General features: G+C 35.3%; 16 protein-coding genes and 2 riboswitches. Of the genes, 11 read left to right on the forward strand and 5 right to left on the reverse strand.

The window, feature by feature from the left end; translation table 11 throughout:
* Nucleotides 1-8: 8 nt before the first annotated feature.
* From CEQ21_RS03710 to CEQ21_RS03720, 3 genes are all read right to left on the reverse strand, one after another.
* Nucleotides 9-659 (reverse strand): urea amidolyase associated protein UAAP2, encoded by a 651-nt coding sequence (locus tag CEQ21_RS03710; RefSeq protein WP_185763306.1) that lies wholly within the window; start codon nt 657-659, stop codon nt 9-11.
* Nucleotides 659-1,381 carry an urea amidolyase associated protein UAAP1 gene (locus tag CEQ21_RS03715; protein WP_185763307.1) on the reverse strand — a complete coding sequence of 241 codons (723 nt, stop codon included), beginning with the start codon at nt 1,379-1,381 and terminating at the stop codon, nt 659-661. The genes CEQ21_RS03710 and CEQ21_RS03715 overlap by 1 nt, the downstream gene beginning before the upstream one ends.
* Before the next feature lie 52 nt (nt 1,382-1,433).
* Nucleotides 1,434-1,539, reverse strand: a riboswitch (guanidine-I (ykkC/yxkD leader).
* Between the two features lie 81 nt (nt 1,540-1,620).
* Nucleotides 1,621-3,000 carry an APC family permease gene (locus CEQ21_RS03720; RefSeq protein WP_235907152.1) on the reverse strand — a complete coding sequence of 460 codons (1,380 nt, stop codon included), beginning with the start codon at nt 2,998-3,000 and terminating at the stop codon, nt 1,621-1,623.
* Nucleotides 3,001-3,066: 66 nt separating this feature from the next.
* A riboswitch (guanidine-I (ykkC/yxkD leader) is annotated at nt 3,067-3,168 on the reverse strand.
* Nucleotides 3,169-3,474: 306 nt separating this feature from the next.
* On the opposite strand from CEQ21_RS03720, the gene CEQ21_RS03725 reads away from it, so the two are divergent.
* From CEQ21_RS03725 to CEQ21_RS03735, 3 genes are all read left to right on the forward strand, one after another.
* Nucleotides 3,475-3,954, forward strand: a complete 480-nt coding sequence (locus CEQ21_RS03725) for a small multi-drug export protein (protein WP_185763308.1) — start codon at nt 3,475-3,477, stop codon at nt 3,952-3,954.
* A gap of 36 nt (nt 3,955-3,990) precedes the next feature.
* Nucleotides 3,991-4,176 (forward strand): PspC domain-containing protein, encoded by a 186-nt coding sequence (locus CEQ21_RS03730; RefSeq protein WP_185763309.1) that lies wholly within the window; start codon nt 3,991-3,993, stop codon nt 4,174-4,176.
* A gap of 422 nt (nt 4,177-4,598) precedes the next feature.
* Entirely contained in the window at nt 4,599-5,153 is a 555-nt protein-coding gene (locus tag CEQ21_RS03735; RefSeq protein ID WP_185763310.1) for a GNAT family N-acetyltransferase, read from the forward strand.
* Between the two features lie 107 nt (nt 5,154-5,260).
* On the opposite strand, the gene CEQ21_RS03740 is transcribed toward CEQ21_RS03735, so the two are convergent.
* On the reverse strand, nt 5,261-5,899 hold the full coding sequence (locus tag CEQ21_RS03740) for a nitroreductase family protein (RefSeq protein WP_185763311.1): 639 nt from the start codon (nt 5,897-5,899) through the stop codon (nt 5,261-5,263).
* A gap of 311 nt (nt 5,900-6,210) precedes the next feature.
* Between CEQ21_RS03740 and CEQ21_RS03745 the strand changes: the two genes are divergently transcribed.
* Together CEQ21_RS03745 and CEQ21_RS03750 are read left to right on the forward strand one after the other, a co-directional pair.
* Nucleotides 6,211-6,807: a hypothetical protein gene (locus CEQ21_RS03745; protein ID WP_185763312.1), complete on the forward strand. Its 597-nt coding sequence runs from the start codon at nt 6,211-6,213 to the stop codon at nt 6,805-6,807.
* Nucleotides 6,808-6,848: 41 nt separating this feature from the next.
* Nucleotides 6,849-7,214: a DUF2750 domain-containing protein gene (locus CEQ21_RS03750; protein ID WP_185763313.1), complete on the forward strand. Its 366-nt coding sequence runs from the start codon at nt 6,849-6,851 to the stop codon at nt 7,212-7,214.
* 102 nt (nt 7,215-7,316) lie between these two features.
* Here CEQ21_RS03750 and CEQ21_RS03755 read toward each other — a convergent pair whose 3' ends face one another.
* Nucleotides 7,317-8,357 (reverse strand): LacI family DNA-binding transcriptional regulator, encoded by a 1,041-nt coding sequence (locus CEQ21_RS03755; RefSeq protein WP_185763314.1) that lies wholly within the window; start codon nt 8,355-8,357, stop codon nt 7,317-7,319.
* Nucleotides 8,358-8,913: 556 nt separating this feature from the next.
* Here CEQ21_RS03755 and CEQ21_RS03760 point away from each other — a divergent pair.
* The 6 genes from CEQ21_RS03760 (at nt 8,914) to CEQ21_RS03785 (ending at nt 14,668) form a co-directional block, all read left to right on the forward strand.
* The gene (locus tag CEQ21_RS03760) at nt 8,914-10,353 is read left to right on the forward strand and encodes an ATPase domain-containing protein (protein WP_185763315.1); all 1,440 of its coding nucleotides are present in this window, start codon (nt 8,914-8,916) and stop codon (nt 10,351-10,353) included.
* A gap of 12 nt (nt 10,354-10,365) precedes the next feature.
* Nucleotides 10,366-10,608: a hypothetical protein gene (locus tag CEQ21_RS03765; protein ID WP_185763316.1), complete on the forward strand. Its 243-nt coding sequence runs from the start codon at nt 10,366-10,368 to the stop codon at nt 10,606-10,608.
* Nucleotides 10,605-12,761, forward strand: coding sequence for a LuxR C-terminal-related transcriptional regulator (locus tag CEQ21_RS27355; protein WP_328593453.1), 2,157 nt, complete (start codon nt 10,605-10,607; stop codon nt 12,759-12,761). The genes CEQ21_RS03765 and CEQ21_RS27355 overlap by 4 nt, the downstream gene beginning before the upstream one ends.
* Before the next feature lie 209 nt (nt 12,762-12,970).
* Nucleotides 12,971-13,522 carry an Fn3-like domain-containing protein gene (locus CEQ21_RS03775; protein ID WP_185763317.1) on the forward strand — a complete coding sequence of 184 codons (552 nt, stop codon included), beginning with the start codon at nt 12,971-12,973 and terminating at the stop codon, nt 13,520-13,522.
* On the forward strand, nt 13,522-13,998 hold the full coding sequence (locus tag CEQ21_RS03780) for a signal peptidase I (RefSeq protein ID WP_185763318.1): 477 nt from the start codon (nt 13,522-13,524) through the stop codon (nt 13,996-13,998). The genes CEQ21_RS03775 and CEQ21_RS03780 overlap by 1 nt, the downstream gene beginning before the upstream one ends.
* Nucleotides 13,988-14,668, forward strand: coding sequence for a hypothetical protein (locus tag CEQ21_RS03785; RefSeq protein ID WP_185763319.1), 681 nt, complete (start codon nt 13,988-13,990; stop codon nt 14,666-14,668). The genes CEQ21_RS03780 and CEQ21_RS03785 overlap by 11 nt, the downstream gene beginning before the upstream one ends.
* Nucleotides 14,669-14,708: the final 40 nt, after the last annotated feature.

Here is a 14,708-nt window from a genome sequence, read left to right on the forward strand (position 1 = left end):
CTCCTTTATCATTTATCCCAAACAAGCACCTGTATTGGGGTTGGATTATAAGCGTTACAAGGATTATTTAATTGTGGGCAATTGCTGATTAACACGAGCACACGAGCTGCTGCTTCCATTTCCACATAATAGCCAGGAGCAGACACACCATCAGCAAACGTTAAGCCGCCATCTGGTGTGACGGGGACATTCATAAAAAAGTTAACATTTGGAGCCAAGTCCCGTTTTGTAAAGCGGGGGTCATTGTTTGAAAGCTGCAGCATAAAGGTATCTCGGCAGTTATGCATTGGCAGTGTGTCATGTGAATAGCGGACAGTATTGCTTTGAGCCGAACAGGCGCCGCCGAGTGTATCGTGATTTCCACATGTGTCTGCGACAATTTTCACTAACTCCTTGCCAGACTCAGATAAAAGGACAGAACCAGTTGTTAAATATACATTGCCTTGCTTGGTAATCGTATTGACTGCACTGTAATGGTCAATTGGATTCTCAGCATCATAAAAGAGCGTGTCGGCAGCTTGATTTCCTTCTAAATCGACGATTCGCAGAACCTGCCCTGGCTCTAAAGTGTATGTCCAGCCATCGCCAGCCGGAATTGTTTCTGATATGATGGCATTTTCTTGTTTACGTTCGCTTTCAACTCGGTAAAGTACTGCCATTATTGCATTCCTCCTATCGTAAGTGCTGAATCATTCCATGTGTTTTCAAAGGCACGCCTGTTTTCTGGACAATAATTGAGGCAGCAATCATCCTCACTAATTGGAGTCGCAGCTGTGACCTCCAGTTTTACTGGAACAGCAGGATAATTGGTGCTTGGATTTAAAGGATTCGGTGTATTGGATGTAATAAGGAGTACATCCATTTCTGTTCTTAGGACAATAGAGTCGCCTTTTTTGGCATGCTCAAGGGCATAATGCATCTTTCCATCCTCTGTGCAATAGACCTTAGAAAATAAATTGACAACAGGCACAAGATCACGAAGAGACATCCCATTACGGAACAATTCAACTGCAAAGTTCTCCTCACCACTGCGGTGCCAGTCATTTCGATATTCCTGATAAGTTGTTTTGCCATAGCGCTCATCAACAAGCCGACGTGAGATATAGCCTGAAATAGTGTCATGCCAGCCAAGTGAATCGTCAATAATACTTGCAAGGACGCGGCCGTTATCACTCATCAGCACATTTCCCTTCGTTAAGTGAGAGGTATGCTGTGCCTTTAATGTGTCTGGCATATTATACCTTTCTGCAGTATCTGCAGCAGAATACAAAAGCAAGGAAATATTTGCGCCATCCTCAGCTGCTGTAAATTTAATCGTTTTTCCACGGCTGATTACACCAGACCATTTTCCACCACCAGGAATGTTAATTACTGTATCCATAAATAAAACCTCCTTAAAAAAATAAAAGGACAAAAGCGAAAGAGAGATTTTCATCTCCCAGGCTTTTGTCCTTCCGTGTATACAGCAAGTGCTGCACGCTCTCTCTCGGACCTGACTTTAAAGAAAACTCTTTAAACGGAACCCTAGACAGCTTTTTGTTTTCAACGATATTGTGATTGTGAAAACCTTTATTAGATTGTTAATAAACTAAAGTATAACTATTCTGAAAATAAAAACTACTAATCTGTCAGATTATCTGACATAGTTTTTTGTTGCAGCAATTTTTTCCTTGTAGTGGAGCTTTTAACTTTTGATGTTATCCATGCTTTTCTTATGGCCATGTAAATAAAGCCAATAATAAGCCAAGCCAATCCATAAATTAGTGTTTGTTTATTAAGCAGTGTCAGCAGCCAGCAAATAAAACCAGCGCCAACTAACGGGAAAACAAGATAGACAAAGGTTCCCTTCAAGGACCGTTCTTTTTGCTTAATATAGTAGTGGGCGATCACAGAAATATTCACAAAGGTAAAGGCAGTCAAAGCACCGAAGCTGACAAAGGTTACAGCTGTATCAAGATCAAAAAAGACAGCAGCGAAGGAAATTACTCCAACAAAGATGATGTTAGCAACAGGAGTTTTGTATTTTGGATGAATAGCTGTAAACAGCTTCACTGGAAGAATCGATTCACGACCTAAAGCGAACAGGAATCTGCTCACACTTGTCATCGAGGAAACTCCTTGAGTGAATGTGGCAATGATCAACACCATAATAAAGATAGAGCTTAATAGATTACCACCAACAAGCTGAACAAGTGCGTATGCAGCATTATCTGGATTTGAAAATGCAAAGTTAGGAAAAGCAACTTGTGTTAAATAAGAAATTGCAATATACATGACAGCCGCAATAAGGACGATCAGAAAAATTGCTTTCGAAACGGTTTTTTCCGCTTTTATTGTTTCTTCAGACATGGTAGTGACTGCATCAAAGCCAAGAAAACAGAAGCAAATTAGGGAAGCACCAGTGAATACTGCGCTTAATGAACTATGATCACTTAAAAACGGTGCAAGGGAAAAGAGCGAGCTAGCAGCAGTGTCACCAGAAAGAACATCCTTAACAATTAATGCACAAAATAACACGATAAAAGCAATTTGCACAAGGACAGATATACCACTGATGCGGGCTGCAGATTTAATGCCGATGATGTTAACAATAACTAGCACAATATTCATGATAATAATCCAAACGAATACCGGAATAGAGGGGAATTCTGTATTCATAAAGATGCCAAACGTTAAAATAGCGATAATAGGGGAGAAGACATAATCTAATAAAAGGGCCCAACCAACTAAGAAACCGACCTTCGGATGAATGGATTTTTTTGTATACGTATAAGCGGAGCCAGAAATAGGGTAAGCCTTTACCATGCGGCTATAACTGAAGGCGGTGAAAAAGATCGCTATAAAAGCAATCAAATAAGCAGGAGTCATCATGCCATCTGCAGCTTCAAATGCCACTCCATAAACGGTAAAAAATATCATTGGTGTCATCCACGCAAGCCCCATGAATACAACTTGATGGAGCTTTAAGGTTTTTGTTAATGTCGGTTTTTGATTAATCATATTATTCATCCTCTTTTCCAAAATAAATTTGAAAAAATAAAAGCCCGGGAGAATTTTTATACAAAATTCTCCCGGGCTTTTATCCCTCCGTGTATACAGTATAGCAATACCGTACGCCACCTCTCGGACCAGACGTTTTTACAAACCGGAACCCTAGGCGGCATCTTTGTTCTATGACAAGAACCAATATTATTTGATAGTTATGAGTATAAAGACAAAAATCAAGACGTCAATTAAGTTGTCAGATTATTTAACATATTATTTTGGAATTTAGAAAGTATAAATAAAAAGATAACGCTCTCATTATGATGCGCAGAGCATTTTTAACTAAAATTATTTCCGTTAAGAAAAGATCAGCAACATGACAAATGCCTAAAGGGTAATTTCCGGAACTTTTCTACTATTCATTCGTATTAAGTTTTAGAGAAGGAATAAAAATACAGTTTTAAACTACACAAGTATGGAGGGATATAGATGGTTGAATGGGTTCAAAGTGCAGATGGAATGTGGCAATATTTTGCCTTATTTATTATTTCGTTGTTACCGTTTTTAGATGTTTTTTATATAATTCCAGTTGGTATTCTTTTTGATATGTCACCAGTAGCAGTTGGTGTAATTGCCTTTTTAGGGAATTTTTTAATGGTGTTAGTTTTCGCAATATTTTTTAGGCAGATAGCCGAATGGCGCAGGAAAAGAAAAGAGCAAAAAGGAATAACAGAACCTTCGAAGAGAGAAACACGAGCAAAGCATATTTGGGATAAGTACGGTTTGCCTGTGTTTGCTTTGTTATCACCCTCCATCCTTGGCACAGACCTTGCTGCATTGATGGCACTTTTATTTGGATCTTCTAGAAAGAAGGTTGTCACTTGGCTAGGGGTTAGTTTAGTTATTTGGTCTGTTGTTATGACAGTGGCCTCTGTTTATGGTTTGCAGTATATAAAATGGTATGAATAAAAAGAAGCACTTTAACTTGAAGGATGGAGAGAAATTGTGAGGAATAAGTTAAGGAAATCAGCAACCGATAAGGCGATAGCCGGAGTTTGTGGCGGTATCGCAGAATACTTTGGGATATCTGCGTTTGCAGTGAGATTAATATTTATTGTTACTTTACCCTCAAATATCATTGTATATCTCATTCTTGCTAATGCGATGGCTGATAGTCCTCGTTCATTGTAAGCTTGAAGCCAAAAACGAAACATGTTTTATAAGTTATCTGCCATGATATTATATATATGTTGAATTATTAAAGTAATAGTGAAATAATTTTAAGTATAAAAATGGTTGGGGAGTAGTGTGAAGAGCTTCTAAAATGGTATTTGATTTTCAAAGATACTTTAAAATAATTATAGTTTGAGTCGTCTAAAGCTATCTTAGAGTAGAATCATTTTAAAAAGAAGGTATTATATGAAAATAATTCATTTGATGCTCGCCGCAGTAATAATAGTTATTGGCAGTGTTATGAGCAGTATTACTCTTAATGACGAATTAACTAAAACTTTAATCATATGAACAAGTGGAGTTATGTTACTGATTCGCGGTGCTTACTATCTTAAGAAAAAGGTTTACGCAACCAGCAATAATAGTAAAGGACAGGGACAATGAAGGTTAATATTAGATTATATGATTTATCAGACGCTCACAGGAAGCTACAACTGGAATTAAACAATAAAGTACATTTCGAAAGATGGTCACCAATTAAACCAAGTGAAGCATTTTATACTTTAGATGGCCAAATAGAATGGATTGAAAAAAGTATAGAAAAAGCCAAAAATGATGAAAGATACGATTTTGGTATTTTCCTAGAAGCAGAATTAATAGGTGCGGTCAATTTTTTCTTTGTTGAAAGAGGCCCAAAGCAAACGTGCATGGTAGGATACCAATTAGACTCCAAGCATAATGGAAAAGGCTATATGCAACAAGCATTAAAGGAAGGATTGAAAATCATCTTTACAGAATTGAATTTTCATCGTGTCATCGCAGGTGTTAGCCCGCAAAATCCTGGTTCGTTTAGAGTGCTGGAAAAGGCTGGATTTGTGAAAGAAGGCTTGGAGCGTAAAAGTATATTAATAGATGGAGAATGGTGTGATCATATTTTAATGGCAATACTGGAAGAGGACTATATCCAGCTTGCTAAGCCAGAAGAACTCCGCTGATTTTAATTTGATTGTTATAAATAAAAGGTAGAGACCCGGCTGCGAGCAGCCGGGTCTCTACCTGGTTTATTCCTGAAAAATTGCTCTTTAAAAAAGAGGGATACTCCTTATCTCCATTCTGTGATTGTTTCAACAGGCAGGCGATAAGATTGGAAGCCTTCATTTGCAGCTTTACCAATTGTTAGAAGCATAATTGGAATATAGCGATCCTTCTCTAAACCAAAACTTTCCGCAATTTGGTCTTTTTCGTAACCGCCGATTGGATTTGTGTCATAACCATATGCACGAGCAACTAGCATAAGCTGCATAGAAACAAGTCCAGCATCAAGCATGATAGTATCGTTCATAATATCATCTGCCATATTCGCATAATAAGGTGTAAATGCGTTCATTTGAGCATCCTTTACCTCTTGAGGCATGTAGCCAAGCTCGACAGCATTGCTATAAATCTCTTCCGCGTAATCAAAGTTTTTCTTGTCTCCGAAAATAGCAATTACTGCAGACGAGCTTAATACTTTCTCTTTATTAAATCTAGATAGAGGTGCTAGTTTTTCTTTACCTTCTTCTGTATCAATTACTACAAAACGCCAAGGCTGCATATTAATGGAAGACGGAGCTTTAGAAGCTTTTTCTAAAATCTCGCTCATTTCCTCACGGCTGATTTTTACTGTTGGATCATATACTTTAATGGAACGACGTCCATATACGATTTCGTTGAAGTCATTTGTTTTTTGATATTTACTCATAATAAAATAACACTCCTTTAATATTGTTTGATACATCAATATTTGACTTATCAATAATTGATATATCAAATAATATAATACTTTTGCTTTGATTGCAATCAAAAAGAATTGGGAAAATGTAATTCGCCAAAAAAATAGGGAGAAATGCAATAAATAAGGGGCATAAGCCAATAGAAGACATTGATAAAGGGTGTAAAATGGTAGTAAGTAAATTTTAAAATAATTTGATAATTCATGAAAATATTCTAGTATTGCTAAGTTTTCTAATATAAACTGTAATAATAGAAATGTTGTTTTTTAGGAGAGTTTGGATGAAGATTTATATTGGATTAGAGCATTATGATAGAGAAAAAGAAGAATTTTTAGTAAAACCGAATCCTGATGAAGTTTGGATTATATCTGATGATGAAGATGATATAAGCAAACTATATAAAAATTTCTTCACACAGTTAAATCAATTTCCTTTATATATAACCTTTCAATGGTACGATTATCAGTTTGCCAATGGGAAAAAAGAACTTGATGAACTGGAATTTGAGTATAGCCATTTGTTCATTCCTCAAGAACGTGCTATAAGAATGATGCCTAAAGGTAGAAGTATTCATTTTGATATTCTAATGTTCACTGTTAAGATTACAAATTCACGACAGTTTATACAGTTGGTAGACCGTTTTCTTCTACCTGATATGCATTTTATTGTATCTAATCAGGATAACTTAACGTTTGGACCATTATTTTATAAAGAAGATAGTATCACCTTCCATATGAATGAGACAACAACTATAGGCATCAAAGGCCATGATATTTGTTTAATTTCTTTTATTTCGAACCAATGGAAAGATCCTAATGAACTTGTAAAGTTATTTCCTGAAGATATATCTATAGAAATATATAGCAATGAAGATTAAATCACATTACTTACTGGATAATAAGAAAAGGAAGAAACAATATGAAATTATTTAAACGCATGATGTTAAAACGACCTGCTGAAAAACGGCTTTTATATTTTTATACAATTGTCTCCATGGATGAGCAGGTTTGGTTGCTGCGCGATGAAAATGGTGACTTGTTAGTGTTGGAGGAGGATGAATTCTCATTTTCACTGCCTGTTTGGCCAAGAAGAAGTTTTGCCGAGATGGAAGCTGAAGCGATAGGCGGTCAATATGAAGCATTCAATATGTCTTTACAGGAATTTTTGGATGATTTGCTTGTTGACATAGAAAAGGACAATGGCGCAGTTGCCATATTTCCGAGTGAAAAAGGGGCCATTCTGCAAAGTCGTGATGAGATAAAAGAAATGCTTCGTAGTATATAGCGATACGTTAGCTGCCATTTTGGCGGCTTTTTTTCTCTATTCCCCAAGAAATTATAACACTATATCAAAAGCCGACTGAACTGGCTTTTGATATAGTAACCATCAATTGGAAGCAGTATAAGCTATGCAAGAATTACGTTCAATAATTTCTGTATTAACAAGGCTTTGTGTTGCTTCATGTATTTGGTTTGCCATGTTATTTACAAGCTTTTCGATCGCTAATTTTGCCAATATATCTTTTCTTACTTGAACAGTTGTTAATTCAGGGCTAATAATATTTGCTTCATATATATTGTCAAAGCCTAATACGGAAATCTGCTCAGGAACTTTAATACCAAGCTCATGAAGTGATTTAATTGTACTTATCGCCATATAGTCATTTTCACAAAAAAAGGCAGAAGGAAGACTTTTAAGGCTTGCTATGGATTGCTTTAATGATTCTTGAGCTAAAACCTGCATTGGTTGAACTTCAAATACATATGTACCATTTAAACTAAGACCATTTCTTTCTAATGAATGGAGGAAGCCAGCTTCTCTTTTGGAAAAATTATAAATTCGAGTATTTGATTTAATAAAACCTATTTTTCTGTGGCCTAGCCTGTACAAAAATTCACCAGCCTGAAATCCACCAAGAAAATTATTAATGGATACAAAGCTCATGTTTGAGGCTTCAAATAATGTATCCAATACAATAATATTATGATGTATTGATTTTATTTCTTCGATTTTCTCAAAAGGCAAATCTGTACCCAGCAAAAGAATTCCTGCTGATTCTTGGTCTGTCTCTAACTGTAATAATTCGTTTGCAAGATCATGTATATCAATGGAGGAAATGGCGAGTGTGTATCCAGTTTCTCTAACAATATCAGTCAAATGATTCAGTAGTTCACTAAAAAACGGTTGGGACTCGTATTGGTCTGTTATTACATCAGTGTTTTTACAAGCGACAAAACGAATAATATGGTTTTTCTTTAAAGGAGTTTCGTTTCTTTTTTTTACTGATCTTGGTGTGTAGCCATGCATTGCTGCTGTATGTAAGATATGCTCCTTCGTTTGTTGACTGATACCAGGTTTATTATTAAATGCCAATGAAACGGCTGATTTAGAAACACCGGCTAATTTTGCGATATCATCGATTTTCAATCGTATTCCTCCTATAGCACTTATCATTACTTTATTATACCATTATTATTCCTACTTAGTTTAGTGTAGTTTAGTAAAACAATCGGTAGAAAAAAACATATTTTTTTTACATTGTATTGTTTGTACTAAATAATGAGAATGTATATATTTTTTCCCGTTTAAGGATTTAAATTGTTTGGCTTTGCTTGCAATCATAAAGGGAAAAAGTGATATTACTAAAATAATGCTATTAAGGGATATTAAATAATAACAATCAACAAAGATTTATTTGCTGAAAATATTTATTAATATAGGAGCATTGTTATATAGATGGTTTTATAAAACGTGGTCTTAATGTAATGTATGTACTGTATTTCTAATAAATAACGGTAGAATTATCCTATTTACAACGAATGGATATCAAGATATATTTACCTATGCTTAAAGGATGAATGAATGTGTTTAATTTCCTAGTTTATCCTAATGCTTAAATGAAATTCATTTGGTATTATTCTAATATAATGTTCGTTCGATACTGGTAAATTAAAGAGAAATTATTAAGAGGGGGACTTTGTAATTGAACAAAAAAACTAAGGTTGCTACAGGGATTAGTGGCTTAGATGAAATATTATTTGGAGGTTTGCCTAAAGGATCAATAACTTTAGTTCAAGGTGCGCCTGGAACTGGAAAGACTACATTAGGACTTCAATTTTTAGTGGAAGGTGCTAGACAGTTCGATGAATCTGGAATTTATATAACTTTTGAAGAATTGCCAGAACAGTTATATCATGATGCATCTTCCTTTGGCTGGGATTTAAGGGAATTAGAATCAAAAAACAAGCTGCGAGTCATTTGCCTAGAGCCTGATGTTTTATTAGAACAAATTACTAGTACAAATGGTTTGATTGAGGCAGTAATTAAAGAAATTGACTGTAAAAGACTTGTTATAGACAGTATAAGCTTATACAAAGTACTTAATAAAGAGATTGATGCTCGCAATAAAGTATATACGTTAAGAAATGTCCTACGGAAATTCGCAATCACAACATTCTTTATCAGTGAAGCAATTGGAATTGATAACCCTCTTGAAAGTAACTCCTTTGAAAATTATCTTAGTGATGGAGTAATTCACTTATCACTATGTCCATATATGGAAAAGTACCGCAAAAGAACGATTGAAGTATTAAAAATGCGAGGCACGAAAATACATGAAGGGGAACATCGTTATAAGTTCCTTGAGAATGGGATTCACATTATTCCTGCTCTTTCTATGGCAGAGGATAAGTCGATTATTTCACAATCTGACACAGTTATATCTACAGGAATAGATTCCTTAGACGAAATTCTTCACGGTGGACTGCCAAGAGGCAGTGTGTTTACAATCGATACAAACAGTAAAGCAAATTATCGCTACATTATTACCTCTTTATTAGCTAAACGACTTGAGGTTGGAGATAAGGTTATCACAATGATGACAAATATTTCCACGATAGAGATAATTGCTCATTCAATGAAGGAATATGACATTAATTTAAAAGATGCCATTAACAATAAAAATGCCTATTTTGTTGAGCTGTTTAAACGGGACATTCCAGATGATTTTAAAGATGGAGTGGTTCATATAAGTGATGTTAGCGAAACCGGGTTTCAAAATGAACTTAGAGAAAAATTTAGCGAAATTATCAAAAATAATCTAAATAGTGGTGGAAATTGGTTTGTTTATTATGATTTGAATATTTTAGTTAATTTGCTTGGCAAAGAATTTACACAAAGATTTTTCGCGGAGGAAGCATTGCGTTGCAGGATGAATGGAATAACGATGCTTGCACATTGTAACTTTGCTGAATTGAGTCCAGAAACTGCTTCTGTATTTGAACGGGCAAGTAATGGAATTATTCGTACTTGGGTAGATGGGAATTATCAGATGCTGCAAGTAACAAAGTCTCCAACTGGCAGAATGTCAGCTCCTTTAATTATTGAAAATATAGCAAGCAGACCATATATCCGTATGGTATAAGGGGACTATTCAATGACAAATGAGAGTAAGGAAATATTAATCCGTTTAGAGTGCATGCTGTTTTTTAAAGCAAATCCGTATGCAATGGAAACTAAATCAAGCATTTCGACCAGATTAGGAAGAAATATGTTCGAAGTAGAAAATGTAATCGAACAATTAACACAAATGTCCATCATTGAAAAGTATGGTGAAGGAGATTCTGCGATTTTTCGATACAAAGAACCTTTAGTTAAAAGTGATGTGAGCATACTATGATTGAAAGTAATACTTTACAGTTTTTATCAGACTTGCAGAAAGTATACTCTGAGATGACTGGGCTATCCATTACCATAATCGACGGAACAGGCAAGAAAATTCTGCCTGCTGAAATAGCCCCTGATTTAGGACCTATCATTGATCAGCACATGGATATAGATCCAAATTATATGGATAAGATTATAAAGTTTGCAAAGCTAGATACAGCTTTTGTTTACGACATTGCGGTCGACGGCGTCAAAATCATTGTTTCATCCTTTCAGTTAAACCATTCTTACAAGCCTTATTATATACTCGGTGGAATCGTAGTAGAGGCTGGTACACAAGCTGAAACAATTAAAAATGTTCAAGCTTCTTCCGTTCCAGATGCTGTGAAAACACGAGTTATTAATTTTATTAATAAAAGAGGCGGGTTAACACCTGCTGCTATTAATAAAACATTAAAAACGATGTCTGTTATGGGCAACAATGTAAAATATTTATTATCGTTACAGGCGGGAGCAGATAGAATTGTCCGCAATTTACCAGCATTACAGCTATCTCATTCGCCTTCTGTACTAACAGTTGACCAATTGCTAACTGAATTCAAAAAACAAACAGATGTTTTAGATTTGATTTGTTATGCACCAAAGGTTTCTAATAATGAGTATGAAGTAAGCAATGCTGTCGGAGAATTTGCAGACAAGATCTTAGGATTAAAGTTTAAAAATGGCGAAGGATTTATGGGATTTGCCGGTGTTTCTCCTGACCCTCAAACTTGGAAAGAGATTGAGAGAGATCCACGAACTTCCGTTTTTCTGGATTTAGGTTTAGGGGTGCCTTCTGAAATATGGTGCAACCCGATTAGGTTACACGAAACTACAGATGGAATTCTGTTTATTGTTAACTTTGCCAAAAGACCTGCAAGCCAAATCTCTTCATTAATTAATAATATGGTAACATCTGTTCTAACAGCAAAGTTAAAGACCACGTTAATAATAGAAGGGTTTATGAAGCAAAAGCAGCGGTTAGTAGGACTGGTGGAAGTATCGAATTTTTTAAAGCAGTCTATGGATGTTAAAAGCGTTCTATATGCATTAGTTGATATTAGTCTTAACTTAGTATCTAAACCAAAATCCTCTACTATTTTCTTCACAGGTGAACCAGTGAAGAAAAAGGTGAAAATAATATCTCGTGGTACTACAGCTTATGATACGGAAAATTACGTAAAGGAAGCATCTAAACGATTATTCCTTGCAGGAAAAGACAAAGTAGAACTAACAGGCAGTGTGAAAAAGCTACCTAATAACGATTATTTATATGAGTATCCGATTAGCTTTAACAATGAGATATATGGAGCATTAGCTGTTCAATTTTCAGATAGCTATGATATCGAAGATTGTTGCCAGCTATTGTCCACACTTGTAATTATGGGCAGTATGCTTTTGAACAATCTTCTCAATAAAAAACGCGATAATAGTTTTGCAGACGAAATGGCTATTATGCTGCATTCGTCACTTGAAATAAAAGATGTTTGTGCCTTTGAAAAAATAAATGAAATGAACAAAGCTGTGACAGGATTTGTAGCTGCAAATCCAAGCATTGCTGAAATCTCTGATATTTTGAATAGAGCAATACTTGTTTCTGCCTTTGAGCCTGATTTACTACTAAAAAGTCCTTATCTTACAGAGGAATCGGAAATAGTTAGGCAATATAGAGAGATTGCTTCAAAGTCGATTAGAGAAGAGGCGAAATACAGTAAGGAAGCTCAAATACTAGCAATTGCCCAAAATTATATTGGGAATGATAATTGGTATAAAGTGATGGAGCGTAATAAAGGGATTGATAAAGAGTTATTAGATATGTTTAAGCATCATGTTGATACAAAAGCTATTTTTGATATTGATTTAACAATTGAGTTTGAGGAAGAAGAACAGTTACAGCCAACTCAAGCACCAATCATCGAATCAATAGCAAAAGAGTATGGGTTAACAAATAGAGAAAAAGACATCTTTGAATATATTATACAGGCATACAGCAACAAGGATATCGCAAAAATCCTCTTTATAAGTGAACACACCGTCAAAAACCATATTACGAATATATTTAACAAGCTTGGAGTTTCTGATCGGATGCAAGCTGTTTCTTTAGTTTTAAAGAATAGGATTAACTGAAATATTTCTCGAACTTAATAGTCTACTTCTAGGAGTAGGCTATTTTTTTGCGCTTAATTTTGAATATTAGGTAGGAATACACTCCTATTTATTTATTTAGCCAAGGAATAGGAACTCATAACTATACGTTTATTACCATTTATCAAGCATAATAGTCCCATAAACAAAATGGAATTTAAAAGGATAACCAAGGAAGGACGTATCACAATATGAATAAACTATTAAATCTAAGTAAAGCAACTAAATTAAGCATGCTCATTTTAACTGGAGCAGCTTTCACTACTGTAGTTACAATTGATAATGTATCTGAATCAACTGCCTATTTCACGGCTAATACTTCAACTGCTGGAGATAAATTAGGAACTGGGAAGCTCCAAATTGAGTTAGCAGAAGGTGAAAGTGTTGGAAGTCAATTCGTTATCAGTGATTTAGTACCAGGCGATTATGTAGAACGTGATGTAACAGTTAAAAACACAGGAAATGTAGCATTTGATTATAAAGTTTCTGTATTAAAAGGTACTAATACAAGTCCATTATGGTCTGATGTCGCAAACGGCCTGCAAATTCAAATTAACAATGGAACGATGAGTTCTGTAAATAATTTTGTGCAAAATAATGTTGTGACAATTCCTGCGGGAGGCACTTCAACAATGAAAGTGAAAATTATGTTGCCTGCAACTGCTGATAATACATTTCAAAATCAAACGCAAGACTTAAAACTAACATTTACAGCAACATCCAAGGAAGGAGCTAAACGATAATGAATCGGAAGTTATTCATAGCCGTTATCTGCAGTTTTATATTAGTAGCGGGACTCGGAATTTCTTACCTGTTAGGGTACCGTTCTACCATTGTTATTCATGATTCCATGGAACCGACTATTCCGAAATGGTCGCTTGTCGTATTAAAAACGAAAAACCTTCACCCTGAAAAATACGATATTATCCAATTTCATGTGTCTGATCATTATACTCCTGTAGTTCACAGAATTGTCGAAGCTGACGTGAAAGACGGCACATTTAAAACACAGGGCGATGCCAACCCTATCGAAGATGCACAAGCCTTGACTGTTAAGCAAATAAATGGTGTATATGTTATGCACATTCCAGTACTAGGTAAATTATTGTTTTGGATTCAACAATATAAAATGATCTTAATGGCAGGGATGGTAATTTTCATGTTCACATTGGGGCTCTCACTTTTAAAAAAAGAAAAAGTGATTCCAAATGAAGCTTAGTATTAAGGTGATTATTATCACACTTGTATGCCCGCTGCTAATATGTATGCGGGCATATGCCTTTTTTTCAGGAAGTACAGAAAATAGTCTGCTAGCAAAGACACAGACCAGTGCATTATTCTATTTAACACCTTCTTCTGGAGGTGCAGTGAATAGTGCTGGGAGCAGTGTTTTTCAACAAACTACCAAAACAATCAATACGACTTTTGGAAAAAAGACTTCATCGTCTTATGCGTTAGATTTAGGCTCATTAAGCAGACCGCCTGAATTATCACTTGCTATAGTAAACGATAATATCGGCTACACAATTACTAATGCATTGAAAATAACAAATAAATCTAAAAACAATATTGATATATATATAAGTATGCTAAATAGTTCGGGCCCGAATACGACAGATACTATGGACAAATGGGTTAAACCGATATTTGCAGGGACAACCAATAATACGACGCAAGCAGGAACATTACCTGGAAATCAAAGTTGTGTTATAAATCTGATGTTAGTTGTGGGAACTAGATCTGGGTTGGCGTACACGAAAGTCGCAACCGGCAGCTATTCTGGATTATTGAAGATAACAGTGAAGTCGGTTGATCAGACAACAGGACTTGATTATAATGTGCCGCTTACAGTCAAAATTACAGACGGAGCACTTTTAGGGATTTATTAATATTTTTATAGGAACTACCTCCTTTTCTAGAATTTATTTA

The sequence above is a fragment of the Niallia circulans genome (assembly GCF_007273535.1).
Classification (GTDB): domain Bacteria; phylum Bacillota; class Bacilli; order Bacillales; family Cytobacillaceae; genus Niallia; species Niallia circulans_B.

Coding starts and splice junctions, on each gene's coding strand:
- CEQ21_RS03710 (WP_185763306.1), bottom strand. CDS start 659: ATGGCAGTACTTTACCGAGTTGAAAGCGAACGTAAACAAGAAAATGCC.
- CEQ21_RS03715 (WP_185763307.1), bottom strand. CDS start 1,381: ATGGATACAGTAATTAACATTCCTGGTGGTGGAAAATGGTCTGGTGTA.
- CEQ21_RS03720 (WP_235907152.1), bottom strand. CDS start 3,000: ATGATTAATCAAAAACCGACATTAACAAAAACCTTAAAGCTCCATCAA.
- CEQ21_RS03725 (WP_185763308.1), top strand. CDS start 3,475: ATGGTTGAATGGGTTCAAAGTGCAGATGGAATGTGGCAATATTTTGCC.
- CEQ21_RS03735 (WP_185763310.1), top strand. CDS start 4,599: ATGAAGGTTAATATTAGATTATATGATTTATCAGACGCTCACAGGAAG.
- CEQ21_RS03740 (WP_185763311.1), bottom strand. CDS start 5,899: ATGAGTAAATATCAAAAAACAAATGACTTCAACGAAATCGTATATGGA.
- CEQ21_RS03745 (WP_185763312.1), top strand. CDS start 6,211: ATGAAGATTTATATTGGATTAGAGCATTATGATAGAGAAAAAGAAGAA.
- CEQ21_RS03750 (WP_185763313.1), top strand. CDS start 6,849: ATGAAATTATTTAAACGCATGATGTTAAAACGACCTGCTGAAAAACGG.
- CEQ21_RS03765 (WP_185763316.1), top strand. CDS start 10,366: ATGACAAATGAGAGTAAGGAAATATTAATCCGTTTAGAGTGCATGCTG.
- CEQ21_RS27355 (WP_328593453.1), top strand. CDS start 10,605: ATGATTGAAAGTAATACTTTACAGTTTTTATCAGACTTGCAGAAAGTA.
- CEQ21_RS03775 (WP_185763317.1), top strand. CDS start 12,971: ATGAATAAACTATTAAATCTAAGTAAAGCAACTAAATTAAGCATGCTC.
- CEQ21_RS03780 (WP_185763318.1), top strand. CDS start 13,522: ATGAATCGGAAGTTATTCATAGCCGTTATCTGCAGTTTTATATTAGTA.
- CEQ21_RS03785 (WP_185763319.1), top strand. CDS start 13,988: ATGAAGCTTAGTATTAAGGTGATTATTATCACACTTGTATGCCCGCTG.